Origin of the sequence: Streptococcus sp. Marseille-Q0941, assembly GCF_943736975.1 — a bacterium.
In the GTDB taxonomy this organism is placed as follows: Bacteria; Bacillota; Bacilli; order Lactobacillales; family Streptococcaceae; genus Streptococcus.
The window spans coordinates 109,273-124,341 of record NZ_CALSFO010000001.1 but is presented as its reverse complement, the minus strand read 5'-3'; the positions used below and the strand labels follow the sequence as shown (position 1 = coordinate 124,341).

General features: G+C 41.5%; 19 protein-coding genes. 3 read left to right on the top strand and 16 right to left on the bottom strand.

All coding sequences use genetic code 11. From position 1 onward, the window contains the following. Position 1: 1 nt before the first annotated feature. The 15 genes from NGI26_RS00660 to NGI26_RS00590 form a co-directional block, all read right to left on the bottom strand. Positions 2 to 256, bottom strand: a complete 255-nt coding sequence (locus tag NGI26_RS00660) for a DUF1912 family protein (RefSeq protein WP_251934694.1) — start codon at positions 254 to 256, stop codon at positions 2 to 4. Positions 257 to 265: 9 nt separating this feature from the next. Beyond that, on the bottom strand, positions 266 to 1,600 hold the full coding sequence (locus tag NGI26_RS00655; RefSeq protein WP_251934692.1) for a DUF438 domain-containing protein: 1,335 nt from the start codon (positions 1,598 to 1,600) through the stop codon (positions 266 to 268). Next, a complete protein-coding gene (locus NGI26_RS00650) occupies positions 1,600 to 1,833 on the bottom strand; it encodes a DUF1858 domain-containing protein (RefSeq protein WP_000368739.1) in 234 nt (77 codons plus the stop codon). The genes NGI26_RS00655 and NGI26_RS00650 overlap by 1 nt, the downstream gene beginning before the upstream one ends. A 239-nt stretch (positions 1,834 to 2,072) precedes the next feature. Beyond that, positions 2,073 to 2,255, bottom strand: coding sequence for a hypothetical protein (locus NGI26_RS00645; protein ID WP_251934689.1), 183 nt, complete (start codon positions 2,253 to 2,255; stop codon positions 2,073 to 2,075). Position 2,256: 1 nt separating this feature from the next. Further along, positions 2,257 to 3,036 carry a hypothetical protein gene (locus tag NGI26_RS00640; protein WP_251934686.1) on the bottom strand — a complete coding sequence of 260 codons (780 nt, stop codon included), beginning with the start codon at positions 3,034 to 3,036 and terminating at the stop codon, positions 2,257 to 2,259. A 148-nt stretch (positions 3,037 to 3,184) separates the two neighbouring features. Next, positions 3,185 to 3,535, bottom strand: coding sequence for a 30S ribosome-binding factor RbfA (gene rbfA / locus NGI26_RS00635; protein WP_001273601.1), 351 nt, complete (start codon positions 3,533 to 3,535; stop codon positions 3,185 to 3,187). A 250-nt stretch (positions 3,536 to 3,785) separates the two neighbouring features. After that, positions 3,786 to 6,536: a translation initiation factor IF-2 gene (infB, locus tag NGI26_RS00630; protein ID WP_251934684.1), complete on the bottom strand. Its 2,751-nt coding sequence runs from the start codon at positions 6,534 to 6,536 to the stop codon at positions 3,786 to 3,788. 16 nt (positions 6,537 to 6,552) lie between these two features. Further along, a complete protein-coding gene (locus NGI26_RS00625; protein ID WP_251934681.1) occupies positions 6,553 to 6,852 on the bottom strand; it encodes a YlxQ-related RNA-binding protein in 300 nt (99 codons plus the stop codon). After that, a complete protein-coding gene (gene rnpM, locus NGI26_RS00620) occupies positions 6,845 to 7,138 on the bottom strand; it encodes an RNase P modulator RnpM (RefSeq protein ID WP_006144965.1) in 294 nt (97 codons plus the stop codon). Before rnpM ends, NGI26_RS00625 begins: the two co-directional genes overlap by 8 nt. Positions 7,139 to 7,159: 21 nt before the next feature. Continuing rightward, positions 7,160 to 8,296, bottom strand: a complete 1,137-nt coding sequence (gene nusA, locus NGI26_RS00615; RefSeq protein WP_251934679.1) for a transcription termination factor NusA — start codon at positions 8,294 to 8,296, stop codon at positions 7,160 to 7,162. A 41-nt stretch (positions 8,297 to 8,337) separates the two neighbouring features. Continuing rightward, positions 8,338 to 8,817: a ribosome maturation factor RimP gene (gene rimP, locus NGI26_RS00610; protein ID WP_251934784.1), complete on the bottom strand. Its 480-nt coding sequence runs from the start codon at positions 8,815 to 8,817 to the stop codon at positions 8,338 to 8,340. Positions 8,818 to 8,943: 126 nt separating this feature from the next. Next, positions 8,944 to 9,579 carry a tRNA (guanosine(46)-N7)-methyltransferase TrmB gene (trmB, locus tag NGI26_RS00605; protein ID WP_251934677.1) on the bottom strand — a complete coding sequence of 212 codons (636 nt, stop codon included), beginning with the start codon at positions 9,577 to 9,579 and terminating at the stop codon, positions 8,944 to 8,946. Beyond that, complete coding sequence (ccrZ, locus tag NGI26_RS00600; protein ID WP_251934675.1) at positions 9,576 to 10,370, bottom strand: cell cycle regulator CcrZ; 795 nt, start codon at positions 10,368 to 10,370, stop codon at positions 9,576 to 9,578. The genes trmB and ccrZ overlap by 4 nt, the downstream gene beginning before the upstream one ends. 47 nt (positions 10,371 to 10,417) lie before the next feature. Then, positions 10,418 to 11,467 (bottom strand): ABC transporter permease, encoded by a 1,050-nt coding sequence (locus NGI26_RS00595; RefSeq protein ID WP_251934672.1) that lies wholly within the window; start codon positions 11,465 to 11,467, stop codon positions 10,418 to 10,420. Further along, entirely contained in the window at positions 11,464 to 12,195 is a 732-nt protein-coding gene (locus NGI26_RS00590) for an ABC transporter ATP-binding protein (protein WP_251934670.1), read from the bottom strand. The genes NGI26_RS00595 and NGI26_RS00590 overlap by 4 nt, the downstream gene beginning before the upstream one ends. A 67-nt stretch (positions 12,196 to 12,262) precedes the next feature. On the opposite strand from NGI26_RS00590, the gene NGI26_RS00585 reads away from it, so the two are divergent. The 3 genes from NGI26_RS00585 to NGI26_RS00575 all read left to right on the top strand — a co-directional run bounded on the left by NGI26_RS00585 (position 12,263) and on the right by NGI26_RS00575 (position 13,684). Then, positions 12,263 to 12,673: an HIT family protein gene (locus NGI26_RS00585; RefSeq protein WP_251934668.1), complete on the top strand. Its 411-nt coding sequence runs from the start codon at positions 12,263 to 12,265 to the stop codon at positions 12,671 to 12,673. 9 nt (positions 12,674 to 12,682) lie between these two features. Beyond that, a complete protein-coding gene (locus NGI26_RS00580; RefSeq protein WP_251934666.1) occupies positions 12,683 to 12,961 on the top strand; it encodes a hypothetical protein in 279 nt (92 codons plus the stop codon). A gap of 69 nt (positions 12,962 to 13,030) precedes the next feature. Continuing rightward, positions 13,031 to 13,684 carry a hypothetical protein gene (locus NGI26_RS00575; RefSeq protein WP_251934664.1) on the top strand — a complete coding sequence of 218 codons (654 nt, stop codon included), beginning with the start codon at positions 13,031 to 13,033 and terminating at the stop codon, positions 13,682 to 13,684. Between the two features lie 78 nt (positions 13,685 to 13,762). Here the strand turns inward: NGI26_RS00575 and dnaJ are convergent, their stop codons facing one another. Beyond that, complete coding sequence (dnaJ, locus tag NGI26_RS00570) at positions 13,763 to 14,899, bottom strand: molecular chaperone DnaJ (protein ID WP_251934662.1); 1,137 nt, start codon at positions 14,897 to 14,899, stop codon at positions 13,763 to 13,765. Positions 14,900 to 15,069 lie beyond the last annotated feature (170 nt).

Here is a 15,069-nt window from a genome sequence, read left to right as displayed (position 1 = left end):
ATTAATAGTTTCTCTCACCAAACAAGCCTTCTGGTAAATCATGGAATCCCTTGCCTGCCTTAAAGTTTTCAAATTTTCCAAGTAAGAATTGGTAGGCATCTAAACGACTCTCGTAGCGAATCATGGCATCTTTAGCTCGATCATCTTGATCTTCTTCATAGACCTTTTGACTTTCCTTGTGTGCCATATCGTTAATCATGATTTGGGTATTGACCCAGGCTTCAAATTCTTTCATAAACTCTTGTTCGTAACTCATTGTCTCTCCTTATTCTATTCCGCGATAGTAATCTGTATCAATCTCACGGTAGGGTTGAATGTCCTGAACATATTCCAATACACCTTGGAATTCCCCGTTTTCATCATGGACTGCAGCATAAGTAACATGGACAAACTTTCCACGTGATTCGGATTTAAACCACATCTCGTACTTGTCCTTGACCCCTTCACGAAGACCTTTCATAACGGCCTTCACCTTTTCTAGGTACTTGGGCGGATGACAAAGCTCGACATTGCGCCCGACTTGGGACGGTGTTCGCTTGAAAATCATCTCGTCAGCTGGTGTATTGTCGTTGTAATACTGGAAAATATCGTCTTTATTGACGAACGTAATCTCCATAGGGAGGTGATTGAGAATGAGATTAGCCTGCTCGACCGAAAGATAGCCATTGCCAAAAGCCTGTTGGCTATGACGGTCATGGACTGTTTCCTTTTCCTTTGGGGTAAAGGTGATGGTGAACTGACCTTCTGGCGTATCAATCACTTGTCGGACTTGGCCATCTACAGTTTCTGACTGAGTTGGTTCTTCTACACTGTTTTCCTCAACGAAGGTTTGACGTTCTGGAATCCATTTCTCAGACGGACGGATGATGGCATAGCCGTAGGCATCGCTCTCCTCCGCAATCTGAAGCCAGTCATCCTGAGTAAAGGACTCAAGGAGAATCATGAGGAGGATGGATTCTTCCTTAAAAATCATACTTTCAAACTCTGTCGCAAAAGCTTCAAAAGCTTCTTTTACACTGCTAATCGACACTTCAGGTAGTGACTTTGCTGTAGCTAGAGCTGTTTGAAAGAGTTCCCTAATCTGGTCATCCACTCCCCACATAACTTTGGGAGGTGAATCGTGTCCATAGCGCTCCATGATAGGAAAGAAAAGCTCTTCCTTGCGCTGGTAGTGAATGTCAAATTGCCCCAAAAGCCCCATTTGACGGACCAAGCCTTTGCGCATCTCTGCCAGCATTTCCTCGTCTTCCATAGACTCATAGGTATCTAACAGTCTCCGAATGCGAATCAAGGCAGCACGGAGAGCCAGATTTTCATCCTTGAAGACGCGAACGGGGTGGCCAGGATGCTCAGTATCCTCTACTTCGACACCCTTAACAGCGTTTTTAAAAAGATTAGCATGGACATCACAGAGCTCCATGACATCTTCAAAGGTGACACCTGAGTCTGAGTTCATCAGCTCATGCTCCATGAGGGAAATCTCGATGGCCGAAACACCCGTAAAGGTCGCATCAAAACGCTCCTGAACTGACTCAGGAGAGGCACCATTGTGCAATTCTAACAAAATATCCCGTAAGATATGAATCCGTTCATCTGCCATTAGTCTAATCCAATCACTTCGTAACCATTCGCTTCCAGTGTGCGGACAATCTTGTCCATAGGAGTTCCTTCAAGCTTCGAACCCTGTTTGAGAGATACCTTGCGACCGACTGTGTTGCGCATCAAGGGATTAGCAAGTGGTTTAAAACCGAGCTCTACTAGAATTTCCAAGACTTCTGGATGCTTGTCCACCACTTCTGCAACGGGAATTGACACATCGATGATATTATCCATGACGACCTCCATGTATGTTCTAATACTCTTCAAAAATCTCTTCAAACCACGTCAGCGTTGCCTTACCGTACTCAAGTACAGCCTGCGGCTAGCTTCCTAGTTTGCTCTTTGATTTTCATTGAGTATAAAATGATTTTACTGCTTATATTATACCATATGGGAAGAGATTAAAAAACTAGCAGAAGAGTTCCTGCTAGTTTCTTTCATTTTTCTTTAAAATGATTCTTTTAACGAAAGAATCATTCTTTATCCTCCGGCTTCATTAACCAAGTAGCTGTATCCATAAGCTTATCTACAAGAAATAACTTTCCTAAACCAACAACAAGATTGTCATCTTTTTTCATTGTTTTCATCACTTTTAAACCCTGCATCGTAAAAAAGTAATTCCCGTAAGTTTTAGCTAACATTTTTATGAGCCCCATATTACTCTCCTTCGATGATTTCAGCTTCTTTTCGGATAATATCAACGTCTTTTTGATATTGAACTTCATTGTAGTTGACTAGTTTGGACAATTCCTGTTGCAATCTTTCCCCCATCGGCTTCATAGTCGCAAAAGTTAAGCCACCAGAAATAACGCCACCTAGGATAGGAATCACTTTCCCCATTCCTTTGGCTAAACCTCCTTTTGTCAGATTAACACCAAAAATTTTCATAACCTTTTTTAAAATAGGGTACCAGCCAGCCTTGGCTACGGCTTTCTGAGGTACTGTGGTCATTACATGTTTAGCGACTGTAACACCACTAGAACGAAGCAAGGCGCCTGCTCCGTTTACCCCAAGCATGACCCCTAGATAAAGTAATAGTGTGTTTTTAGCTTCTTCACTCAAGTCATTTCTTGATGCCCAAAGATCATCGAATCCATAAATATATCCCAATTCTTGGGCTAATTTCAAGGAAAAAGCATAAAACTGAGCTACATCCGTTGGAATAGTTAGAGCCATTAGAATACCTCCAGGTAAACCTGCCAGAACAGAGGTCCCACTCGCTCGTAAAACATTATCCTTTATGCAGGACCTGGCTATCCTATCTAAGGTTTCCTGGGATAGTAATGAAGGAGGACCTTGTTCTAACAATTTGGCAATATCCTTCTTATCTAATTCTTTAGAGAACTTCTCAACTAAAAATTTTTCTCTATTTACTTTTACGACAGGAAGCTTTACAACTTGTTGTAAAACTTTTATAGCTATATCTTGTTTAGCCATCTATATCTCCATTTTATATTCAAGTTAAGCTTTATCATATCATACTATTAGAGATTTATACATTTTTTTAACTGACTTTTAAGAAGGGCAACTAATTAATCTATCACCATGTTTAAAGTAACAAAAAAGAGGGGAATCCCTCTTTTTCTTAGTTTTTATCCAGATTGCGTAACATTTCGTCAATCTTATTTCCATATTCGATGGATTCGTCTTTGACAAAAGTTAAGTCTGGAATTTTATACAATTTCAAATTGCGACCAAGCTCACGTTTGATAGTCCCAGTTGCTTTTTCAAGCCCAATTTGAGCTTTTTGATTATCTGATGCAAGATTACTCAAAATAGTGTAGTAAACCTTGGCTACAGACAAGTCACCCAGCATCTGAACATCTGTGATGGTCACACCTTGGACACGCGGATCACGGACTTTCTTTTGCAAAATCTCATTAACTTCACGCTTGATTTCCATGCCCACACGATCCGTACGGAAATGATTTGCCATGATATTCCTTTCTCTACTTTGAACCAAAAGCTAGGCCAGCAGACCTAGCTATTTTTAATTTATTGATTTTCAGCTCAAATTGAAACGAAGTTCAATTTGAACTCATCCGCTTCTTTCGCTGTGGTGAAAGTGATGGGACTAATTTATCAGTCCCATCACAGGGGATTTTTGAGACACTAGGCTCAAAAATAAGCAATGAAACCAGCGGTTTGCTTGCGTCCCTCACCACCTAAGAAAGGAGCAAAAATGATTATCGTTTGATTTCTTCCATGATATAGGCCTCAATCACATCATCAGTCTTGATATCATTGTAGCCATCAATCATGAGACCACCTTCACGGCCGTTTGTAACTTCCTTGACGTCATCTTTATAGTGTTTCAAACTCGCAAGTTCACCGTCGTAGATAACGACACCGTCACGAATAACACGGACTTTAGAGTCACGGGTAACTTTACCGCTAGTAACCATAAATCCACCGATTGTTCCCACTTTAGAGACTTTAAAGGTTTCACGGATAATCGCTTCACCGATCACTTTTTCTTCAAATTCTGGATCAAGCATACCCTTCATGGCTTCTTCCATCTCTTCGATAACCTTGTAGATAATGCTGTGGAGACGGATTTCTACATCGTCGGCTTCTGCTTGTTGACGAGCTTGCGGTGTAGGACGTACGTTGAAACCAATGATAAAGGCATTTGAAGCTTCGGCAAGAGTCACGTCAGATTCATTGATAGCACCAACTGCTGAGTGAACAATCGTCACTTTCACACCTTCCACGTCAATCTTTTGAAGTGATGCAGAAAGGGCTTCAACAGAACCTTGTACGTCAGCCTTGATGATGACGTTAACAGACTTAAGTTCACCAGCTTTAAGAGTATCAAAGAGGTTCTCAAGGCTAACACGTTGTGTAGCTTGACGTTGCTTCATAAGAGCACGTTTGGCACGTTCTTCACCAGCTGCACGAGCAGATTTTTCATCTTCATAAACGGCAAAGTGATCACCCGCCATAGGTGCTTCGTTCAAACCAGTGATTGATACCGGTGTTGAAGGTCCCGCAACCTTAACACGACGTCCAAGGTCATTGGTCATGGCACGGACACGTCCGAAAGTATTACCAACAACGATTGGGTCTTGAACATTCAAAGTACCTTGTTGAACAAGAAGGGTCGCAACCGCACCTTTTCCTTTATCCAAACGAGCTTCGATAACGGTCCCGATCGCACGAACGGTTGGGTCTGCTTTGAGTTCTTGGATTTCAGCTACAAGAAGAACTGTTTCCAAGAGTTCATCGATATTTTGGTTGAATTTGGCTGAGATTTCTACAAACTCAGAATCTCCACCCCAAGCTGTTGACATAACACCGTGTTCAGCCAATTCGCCGATAACGCGTTCTGGGTTTGCACCTGGCTTATCAATCTTGTTAATAGCAACGATGATTGGAACATTCGCAGCTTTTGAGTGGTTGATGGCTTCGATAGTTTGAGGCATAACCCCATCATCTGCCGCTACGACCAAGATCGTAATATCGGTAACAGAGGCACCACGTGCACGCATAGAAGTAAAGGCCGCGTGTCCTGGTGTATCAAGGAAGGTAATCTTCTTGCCATTTTCCTCAATCTGGTAGGCACCAATATGCTGAGTGATCCCACCTGCTTCACCTGTAGCGACACGAGAATTACGAAGGGTATCCAAAAGGGTTGTTTTACCATGGTCAACGTGTCCCATGATGGTTACAACTGGTGGACGTTCAACCAACTTGTCTTCATTTAGATATCCATCTTCTACGAAGAAACGTTCGATATCCGCATTGTCCACTTCTACCTTTTGTTTAGCTTCAATTCCATAATCAACCATGAGGAGTTCGATTGTTTCTCCATCCAAAGATTGGTTTTGAGTGGCCATAACGCCCATCATAAATAGTTTCTTAACAATCTCAGCTGGTTCACGTTTGATACGTTTTGCGATTTCCGCAACAGTCATACCATCTGTGTATTCAAATTCTGTTGGCAATTCATGGAATTTACGCTCTGTAATAGGTTTTGGAGCCTGATTACGGTTGTTTTGTTTATTGCCTTTTTTATTTTTCTTATTGTTATTCCAGTTACTATTTCTTTGATTTCTCACTTGATTCTGACTACTTCGATTCTTTTGTTGTTTTCTAGGACCATCTTCCTCGTGATCATAATCATCACGATCTTTGTTTGGTCGAGCTTGCTTTTTACGACGTGTATCCACTACAGCCTCTTTGACTACAGGAGCTACAGGAGTTACTTCAACTACAGGCTGACTTTGTTCAGCTAGTTTGGCAGCTTCCTCAAAGATTTCCTCTGGCTCCTTGCGTTTATTAGCTTGAGCCAAGGCTTCTTTGGCAACTTGAGACTGTTTGTAGCGTTCCTCGCTTGAACGTGCGTACTCCGCATTTTGCTCTGCTTTCAGAGCTGCTGCACGAGCTTTGAAGTCAATGCGAGGACCAGCTTGGTTGGAACGATTATCGGTTTGTTGGCGATAATCATTGCCACGATTCCCTTGACCTTGAGGTTTCTTCCCTTGGTCGTTAAAACGACGATTGTCACGGTTTCCTTGACCAGGTTTCCCACCATTACGGTTATCGTTCTTTTGACGGTTACCGTTTTGTTGTTGGTCACGGTTGTTACCTTTGTTTTGCTTACGTCTTTCCGCTTGCTCTTTTGCACGCGCCTCACGTTCCGCCTTAAAGTTTCGACTCTGTGGTCTTGCAGCTACAACTTTTTCTTCCTTTGGAGTTGCCGGCGTAGCTGGTTTACTTTCCACCTTCACTTCACTTGCTTTTGGTGCTGCAGGTTTTACTTCAGCTTTAGGAGTAGCAGGTTTAAAGCTAGCTACGATTTTTTCAGCGGCCGTTGCCTCTACGCTTGATGCATGGCTTTTTACTTCCAAGCCCAACTCTTTTGCACGCGCTACAACTTCCTTACTTTCTTTTCCAAGTTCTTTTGCGATTTCGTACAATCTTTTCTTAGACAAATCATGTCCTCCTCTTCTATTCCATAAGAGACCTCATTTTCTTTGTAAATCCAGCATCTGTTACAGCTAAAACCTTTCTTGATTTTCCGACTGCTATGCTTAATTCCAGTGTTGAAAACACGGTAATAACTTCTACTTGATAATAGTCACTTTTATCATGAATCTTCTTGGTCAGATTGGGTCCAGCATCATGGGCTAGAAATACCAGCTTTACTTTCTGGTCTTGAATGGCCTTGACCACCAGTTCCTCACCCGATATGATCCGGCCTGCTCGCTGAGCCAGTCCCAAGAGATTGCTTATCTTTTGCTTATTCAAGTCCTAACTCTCTTCTTTTTACTTTGTGATCAACATAAGCGATCAACTCGTCATAAAAGCTTTCTTCAACTTCCATGTTAAAGCTACGGTTAAAGACTTTTTTCTTTTTGGCCTCTAGGGCTTCTGCATTGTCTAGCTTGATATAAGCGCCACGGCCATTAGCCTTGCCTGTCGGGTCGATAAAGACCTCACCTTCTTTGTTCTTGACAATACGGAGTAAATCACGCTTATCAATCACTTCGTTAGATACAACAGACTTGCGCAAAGGGATTTTTCTTGTTTTCATCTTTCCCTCCTCTAGTAGCTTTTATTCTTCAATAAATTCATCCGCAACTGCGTAATCAACTTGATCTGCTTCTTCCATAGCTTCAAACTCACTGGCAGACTTGATATCGATACGGTAACCCGTCAAATGAGCTGCTAAGCGAACATTTTGCCCACGACGACCAATTGCAAGAGATAGTTTGTTATCTGGCACAACGACTAAAGCACGTTTGCTGTCGTTTTCATCAAAGATAACTTGGTCAACCTCTGCAGGTGCGATGGCATTGTAGATAAACTCAGCTGGATCCGCTACCCACTCGATAACATCGATGTTTTCTTCAACAGGAATCATACGGTCGCTCTTAGCATCATAGCGAGCTGGGTGGAACTTGCTGGTGATCTTCTTGATATTGGCACCACCACGACCAACGATTGTCCCGATAGCGTCCACGTTTGGATTGTGGCTACGAACAGCAACTTTAGTACGGTCACCTGCTTCACGAGCGACGCTCATGATTTCAACAGTTCCATCATATACTTCTGGAATTTCTTGTTCCATCAAACGTTTGATCATTTCTGGATGGCTACGGCTAACGAAGACATTAACTCCACGAGGGTTGTCTTCAACTTTGTAGACATAGACTTCAATACGGTCATGAGAAGCAAAAACTTCTCCAGGGATTTGGTCTTGTTTTGACAATTGGGCTTCGATGCTACCAAGGTTAACATAAATGAAGCGGTTATCAAAACGTTCTACTGTACCTGACATGATTTCTTGTTCATGCTCTTTGTAAGTATTGTAGGTAATAGCACGTGTTTGCTTGCGCATCTTTTCCATGATCGTTTGTTTAGCAGATTGGGCTGCAACACGACCAAACTCTCCTGGTGCTTCTTCAAACTTGATTTTGTCACCAAGCTCATAGGCTGAATTAATGGCAAGAGCATCTTTCAAGCTGATTTCCAAACGGCTATCAAATACTTCATCAACAACTTCACGGACAGTATAGACAGTAAAGTCACCTGTTTTTTCGTTGAAATCGATAGCTACACTGTCTGATTGACCATAGCGTCTGCGATAAGCAGAACGAAGTGATTCTACTACTGCGTCAATGATATCTTCTTTCTTGATTCCCTTGTCTTCTTCCAAAATGCGGAAGGCCTCTAGCATTTCTTTACTCATGTTTTTTTTACTTTTGAATTCTCAAAAGCTATCCTTTCTTTCTATAATTTTACTGCTAAACGTGCTTTTGATACCAATCTGTATGGAATTTGGACTGTTTTCTTGCGAGTCTTGTCCATATATTCCATCGTCAACTCGTCTTCTTCAAAGGCCAGCAAGGTTCCCTCAAAGACTTTCTGCTTGTCGATGGCCTTATAAAGACCAACGTGAATGTATTTCCCAACTGCTCCAGCTACAGCTTCCTTGGTTTTCAAAGGACGCTCCAAACCAGGACTCGTCACTTCTAGGAAATATTGTTCTGGGAAGGGATCGGGCTTGATGGTGTCTAGGACAGGACTGATAATTTCTGTCAGGTCTGCCGTGTCGTTCAAGGTAATTCCTTCGGGTTTATCTACAAAAATACTGAGAATCATGTCACTGCCAATCTTTCCATACTCGATATCCACGAGCTCGAAAGGTGCTTGGATGACAGGTTCTACTACTTCTCTGACTAATTCTACGATTGTTGCGATTGCGTCCACCTCCTCATAAGCAAGAGGCGAAGATATTTCCCCGCCTCTCTTTCTCATATTCTTACTATCAGTATAGCACGTTTAAGGACCTATGTAAAGCATAAGCACTTATACTACTTGATTTTAAGTTATTTCTTAAAATTCTGCCTCGACTCGATAGATAACCTGACCTTTGCTAGAGAATTTTTTCTCGTATTCAGTCATAACATTTCCCTCAAAGTCGCTGGCATGCAAATCTAACCATACTCCATTGAGCTTCATCCCGTATTGTGAAAAACTTACTAGACTATATTCGAAGAGACCTCGATTATCTGTCTTGAAATGAATTTCACCATGCTCAGGCAAGATTCGCTTGAAGGTATCCAAAAAGCTCTTGTAGGTCAAACGACGCTTCTCATGGCGTTTTTTAGGCCATGGATCTGAGAAGTTCAAGTACAAACGGTCAATTTCACCATTTTCAAAATAATCAGTCAACTCTGAACCATCGACCCATAAAAGTTTAATGTTAGGAACTCCAACTTCCAATACCTTATCCAAAGCATAGCTTAATACAGACTTCTGAATATCAATTCCAATATAGTTGATATCAGGATTTTGTTTGGCCATTCCTGATACAAAAGCACCTTTCCCGCTACCAACCTCGACATGGATTGGGTTGTCATTGCCAAACAAATCTCGCCACTTTCCTTTAGCTTCTTCGGGATTTAAGACAACGTACTGCGGATTAGCCTCTAACAGTTCTGTTGCACCTTTACGATTTCTAACTCTCATTTCTTCTTTCCATACTTATCTCGGAAGGTACGCAAAGCATAGATCTCCCGATTCACATTATCCAAATCTTGATTTTCATAATATTTGGTAATCAGACTCAAAAATGACAGTTGAGCATACCAATATAACTTATTCAAGACTGTTTGATTGTATTTATAGCCATAATTAGTCAACCACTCTTGCCATTGATACTCTGGAATATAGTGACAAAGCATATGGGCTACATCAAACATACGATCAGTCAAGCGAACTGAATCCCAGTCTACTAGATAAATTAAGCCACTTTCAGTCTCAATCCAATTACTATGACGCACATCGCCATGGACTATGGTTGCATAATCCTCCCTAAAATTAGGAAGATTTTCGCGCAAATCCCCTAAAACCATACGAAGATACTGGTTATTTTTTAGAGCATCTGGAGCCTTATTTACCCATGACTGTAGCAAATCCGAAGGTGTTTCCAAGGCATAACCCAGGCGTGTTAATTGAGTCATTAAGGGACGTGAACGGTGTAAACGTGTCAAAATATCGATAATTTGTTTACGGTTCATATCACTTGGCGTCAAAATTTTTCCTGTCAACCACTCCTGAGCACACATATCACGGCCATCGGGTAATCGACGGCTCCAGAGCAATTGTGGCGCAATTTGCTCTCTCGCTAAACCAGGCAGGATTGGAGAAGTATTCATTTTTATAAAAACACGTTTTCCATCAGGATAACTTCCCATATAAGCTTTCCCGCTCTTCCCAGATATAGGGGTTAGCGTTAGCTCAATATCACCCAAGTCCATTTCTTTCCTCCGAATAAAGTTTCCTTATCATTCTACTAATTTTTATGCTATTCGTCAACCAATCTTCTCAGTTGATAAGGTACATAAAGAAATTGCAATACAAAACCTGCTCCTACAAGAACGAAGATAAGGATTTTGTCCTTGAAAACAACCATTCCTACAAGACTTTCTAAGATTAAGACAAACAATCCTATCGCTCTCAAAATCTCCTTTAATCCTCGCTCTTTTTGCCCCTTTCCTACTGGAAATAATTGCGTCAAATATTGATAGTCAAAGGCATGATAAAGCGCTAAGAGCTGGAATAATAAAAGATAATTGAATAAAATTACAATTGCGACTGCAATCCAGGACTGCTCAATAAAGATGAGGGTTGATAAGGATAGGATGATAAGACGCAAGCTCAGAGCGAATAAATCTCCATTTCTCAGATAGGAACGAAGATAGAGATTCTGCCAGATTTTCCCCGGTACCTTCTGAACTCCTTTGAGGATAAAATCCAGATAAGCTCGACGCTTAACACTGTTTGAAATTCCCTTAACTTGTGTAAATAGTGCAAAGAATCTAAGAAGAAATTGCTTTCTTTTGTTTTCTTGAAGAATCAGTAAATCCCAGTCTAGTCCATTTCCAACAAGAAATTTACTGGATTTTTGACGAAAAATCACATATTTTACAAGCCCTAAGACAAAGAGATAGGCTCCAAAAATCGGTAGACCTAAGCCCATAGCTAAGAACAAGGGAGCAATCAATAGCAAGAGCATCGTTTGAACACTGACCCAAAAGATGAACGATAGGAGAGATTGCTTTTTGATGTGGTCTTTTACCTTCTCTTCAGCCACCAAGAGGAAGAGTTTGTCAGGAGCTTCTAGATAGGTCGCAATACCACCCCAAAACAAGAGCAAAACAGAAACAATTCCAATTAAAAATAAGATTGGTAAATGATTTTCAGGAAAATCTTGCAGTAGCTGGTTGTATTGATAAGCCAAAAATCCTAGTAAAACCAACAAAAACAAGACAAAATGGTCATTGAGCACATAGCGAAGATAGCCCAAGCATTCCTTGCGAAATTCCTGTTTTCGTTTTAAAAACAAGTCCTTCATAGTTCCTCCTCTTTGGTCAGAGCCAAATAAATATCATTGAGACTTGCATCTGGCATGGCAAAAGCTTCTCGGAGTTGCTGGAGATTGCCTTTGGCCCTTACTTGACCTTTATGGAGAATGACAAAAGAGTCGCACATTTTTTCAGCTGAATCAAGGACATGGGTACTCATGAGGATAGACTTTCCTTTTTTCTTTTCGGCTTCTAAAAGTTGAATCAAGTCTGAAATCGCCAAGGGATCAAGACCAAGAAAAGGTTCATCTACAATAAAGAGACTTGGATCAACGACAAAGGCACAGATAATCATAACCTTTTGTTTCATCCCTTTTGAAAAATGAACCGGGAACCAATCCAACTTTTGATCCAAACGAAACATTTTTAAAAGGGGCTCTACACGTTCAAAAGCGATACTCTGTTCAACACCATAAGCCATAGCGACTGTCTCGATATGTTCTCTGAGAGTCAATTCCTCGTACAAGCTAGGAGTTTCAGGAATATAGCCAATCTTCTTGCGATAGCTCGTAGCATCCTCACGTAGAGTTAAACCATCAATTTTAATCTCCCCACTGTAGGGTGTCAAAAGTCCGATAATCTCATTGATCGTTGTTGATTTACCTGCACCATTCAAGCCAATCAAACCAACCAACTGTCCACTCTCTACTGTAAAAGATACATCCTTCAAGACAGGTACGTGAACATAGCCTCCTGTCAGGTTTTTAATTTCTAACATATTTTCTCCGAATCTGGTATAATGTAGCTATATTATATCAAAATTCAATACACTAGAGGTGGTTTTTATGTCAGATTGTATTTTTTGTAAGATTTTAGCAGGAGAAATCCCTGCAGCCAAGGTTTATGAGGATGAACAAGTTCTTGCCTTTCTTGATATTTCTCAAGTAACACCTGGTCATACCCTGGTCGTACCCAAAGAACACCATCGCAATCTTTTAGACATGGATGCAACGAGCGCTAGTCAACTGTTTGCTAAGGTTCCATTGGTCGCACAAAAAGTCATGGCAGCTACTAAAGCCAAGGGTATGAATATCATTGCTAACTGCGAGGAAGTTGCTGGTCAAACGGTCTTTCATACTCACGTGCACCTCGTACCTCGCTACGGTGCAGAAGATGACCTCAAGATTGACTTTATCGCCCACGAACCTGACTTTGACAAACTTGCCCAAGTCGCTGAAACCATTAAAAACGCTTAAGGAGTTGCCATGAAATTATCAAATCTACTACTCTTCGTAGGAGCTGCAGCCGGAAGTTATTTTGTCGTCAAAAATCGCCAAGCCATTCAGGATGAAGTGCTAGATACAACTGACCGCGTCGAAGCTATCAAGGATGATTTGGATATCATCCAAAACAGCCTACAAATCATCGACCAACAAAAAGCCCTTATCAAGGAATACCAAAAAGATTTAACCTATAAATTCAAAGTCTTGGAAAAAGATTTCCAAACCAGAATGACGATCCTCCAAGAAGAAAAACAAGAATAAAAAATCCTCCAACTTTCCTTAAATCCATTTTGGGTTACTAGATTCGAACAGAAAAGGGAGGGAGTGAAAATGAAACAGTTTTTAAAAGTTCTAGCGAAGGTCATCGCGATCCCTTGTGGCTGTCTCTGTCTTCTTGCGGCCCTAGCATTTCTACTAGTGGCCAATCTTTTCAAGGCCTCACCGAGTGACATCCGTGAGGGGAATGAAGCCTTAAAACAAATCTTTATCTCCCTTGACATGCCTCCTAAGAAAGTAGAATCAAATGGACACTATCAATTCGAGGGTGGAGGCTTAAATTTTTATGTTACTTTCTCAGATGAGGTTATCAATAGTCACACCGTCCTAAAAGAAAGTCCAAAACTCACCAAAAACCGACTCGAAGTCTATGTCCTACAGACAGGAGAGATTTCATACTATAAAGTAGGGGATAACTTGTTCAATCATGGTTTATTGCAGTTTTTAGAGAAAGAAAGCGAGAAGTATCTCCAAGAAATCGGAAAGAGATTTAATCCCAATTGCTCAATTCTCTTTTGGAATGATCAGGAAAGTCTAAAAAAGGGAATTGCATTCTATGAAAAAGCTTTGACCTTGGTGGATATTCAGGATAATTCGGCAATCAAACACATTGATACCGTCACCGTTAAGCCTGGCAAAGAAGCGGAAATCAAGCAACTCATCCGGGAGATGGATGCAGCTGGCCTGCTTACTCAAAAGCATAAATAGTAGGCTAACTGGAAAATGATTTTTCGACACTAAATTTTCAAAGATAACACAAAAAAGAGCCAATCGGCTCTTTTTACTTTATTCTCCTTCAAAGGCATCTTTAATATGGTCAAAGAAGCCTTTTTTCTTTGGATTGACTTTCAAGTCGCCTGCAGCTGCGAATTCTTTAAGTGCTGCTTTTTGGCGGTCGTTCAAGCCTGTCGGAGTCACGACATTAACTGTAACGTATTGGTCACCAACGGCACCACCACGAAGGCTTGGTGCTCCCTTGCCACGTAGACGGAATTTCTTGCCAGTCTGAGTTCCCTCTGGAATGACCAATTCAACGTCACCATGCACGGTTGGAATTTCCACAGTATCACCAAGGGCTGCTTGGACAATATTAAGGTTCAGCTTGTAGAAAATGGTTGTCCCTTCACGTTCAAACTTATCACTGGCTTCAACTGAAACCACCACGTACAAGTCTCCGTAAGGTCCACCATTAAAGCCTGCTTCCCCTTGACCAGCTAGGCGGATTTGTTGGCCTGTTTCCACACCAGCAGGGATTTTTACATGGACGCTATGAGCTTGTTTTTCATGACCTGTTCCATGACATGTAGTACATGGGTCTTTAATTTCTTTTCCTCGACCATGACAGACATCACAGGTTACTTGGCGACGCATCATACCAAGAGGAGTCTGCGTATCAACGTTAATGACACCTGCACCATGACAGCGTCCACAAGTGACTGGACTTGTTCCTGGTTTAGCACCAGATCCGTTACATGTACGACAGCTTGCTTCACGGTTATATTTCACTTCTTTTTCCGTTCCGAAAATGGCTTCTTCAAAAGTCAAGTTCACACGATACTGGAGGTCATCCCCTTGACGAGGAGCGTTTGGATTGCGCGAAGCTCCGCCTCCGCCGAAGAAACTTGAGAAGATATCCTCAAAACCACCGAAGCCACTTGCTCCGTCAAAGCCACCGAAACCGCCAGCACCACCAAAGCCACCGTTGGCACCCGTAGCCCCATATTGGTCGTAGGCTGCACGTTTTTGGTCATCACTCAAAGTCTCATAAGCTTCTTGAACTTCCTTGTATTTTTCCTCAGCGCCAGGCTCCTTGTTGATATCTGGGTGATATTTTTTTGAAAGCTTACGATAAGCCTTTTTGATCTCGTCTGCCGAAGCGTTTTTTGACACCCCCAGACGATCATAAAATTCAGTATTGTTCATACAAGATACCAAAACCGTAAAATTCGACTGAAAAATAGGAAATCTGACGCTGGAGCGATGCTCCTAGGCAGATTTATCTTTTTTCCGAGAATTTAGGTCGGGTTCAATTCCTTTCTTTTATATTTAGTAAGAAAGCTCAGAGCTCGAGTTCAATTTCTCGAACGCTCTTT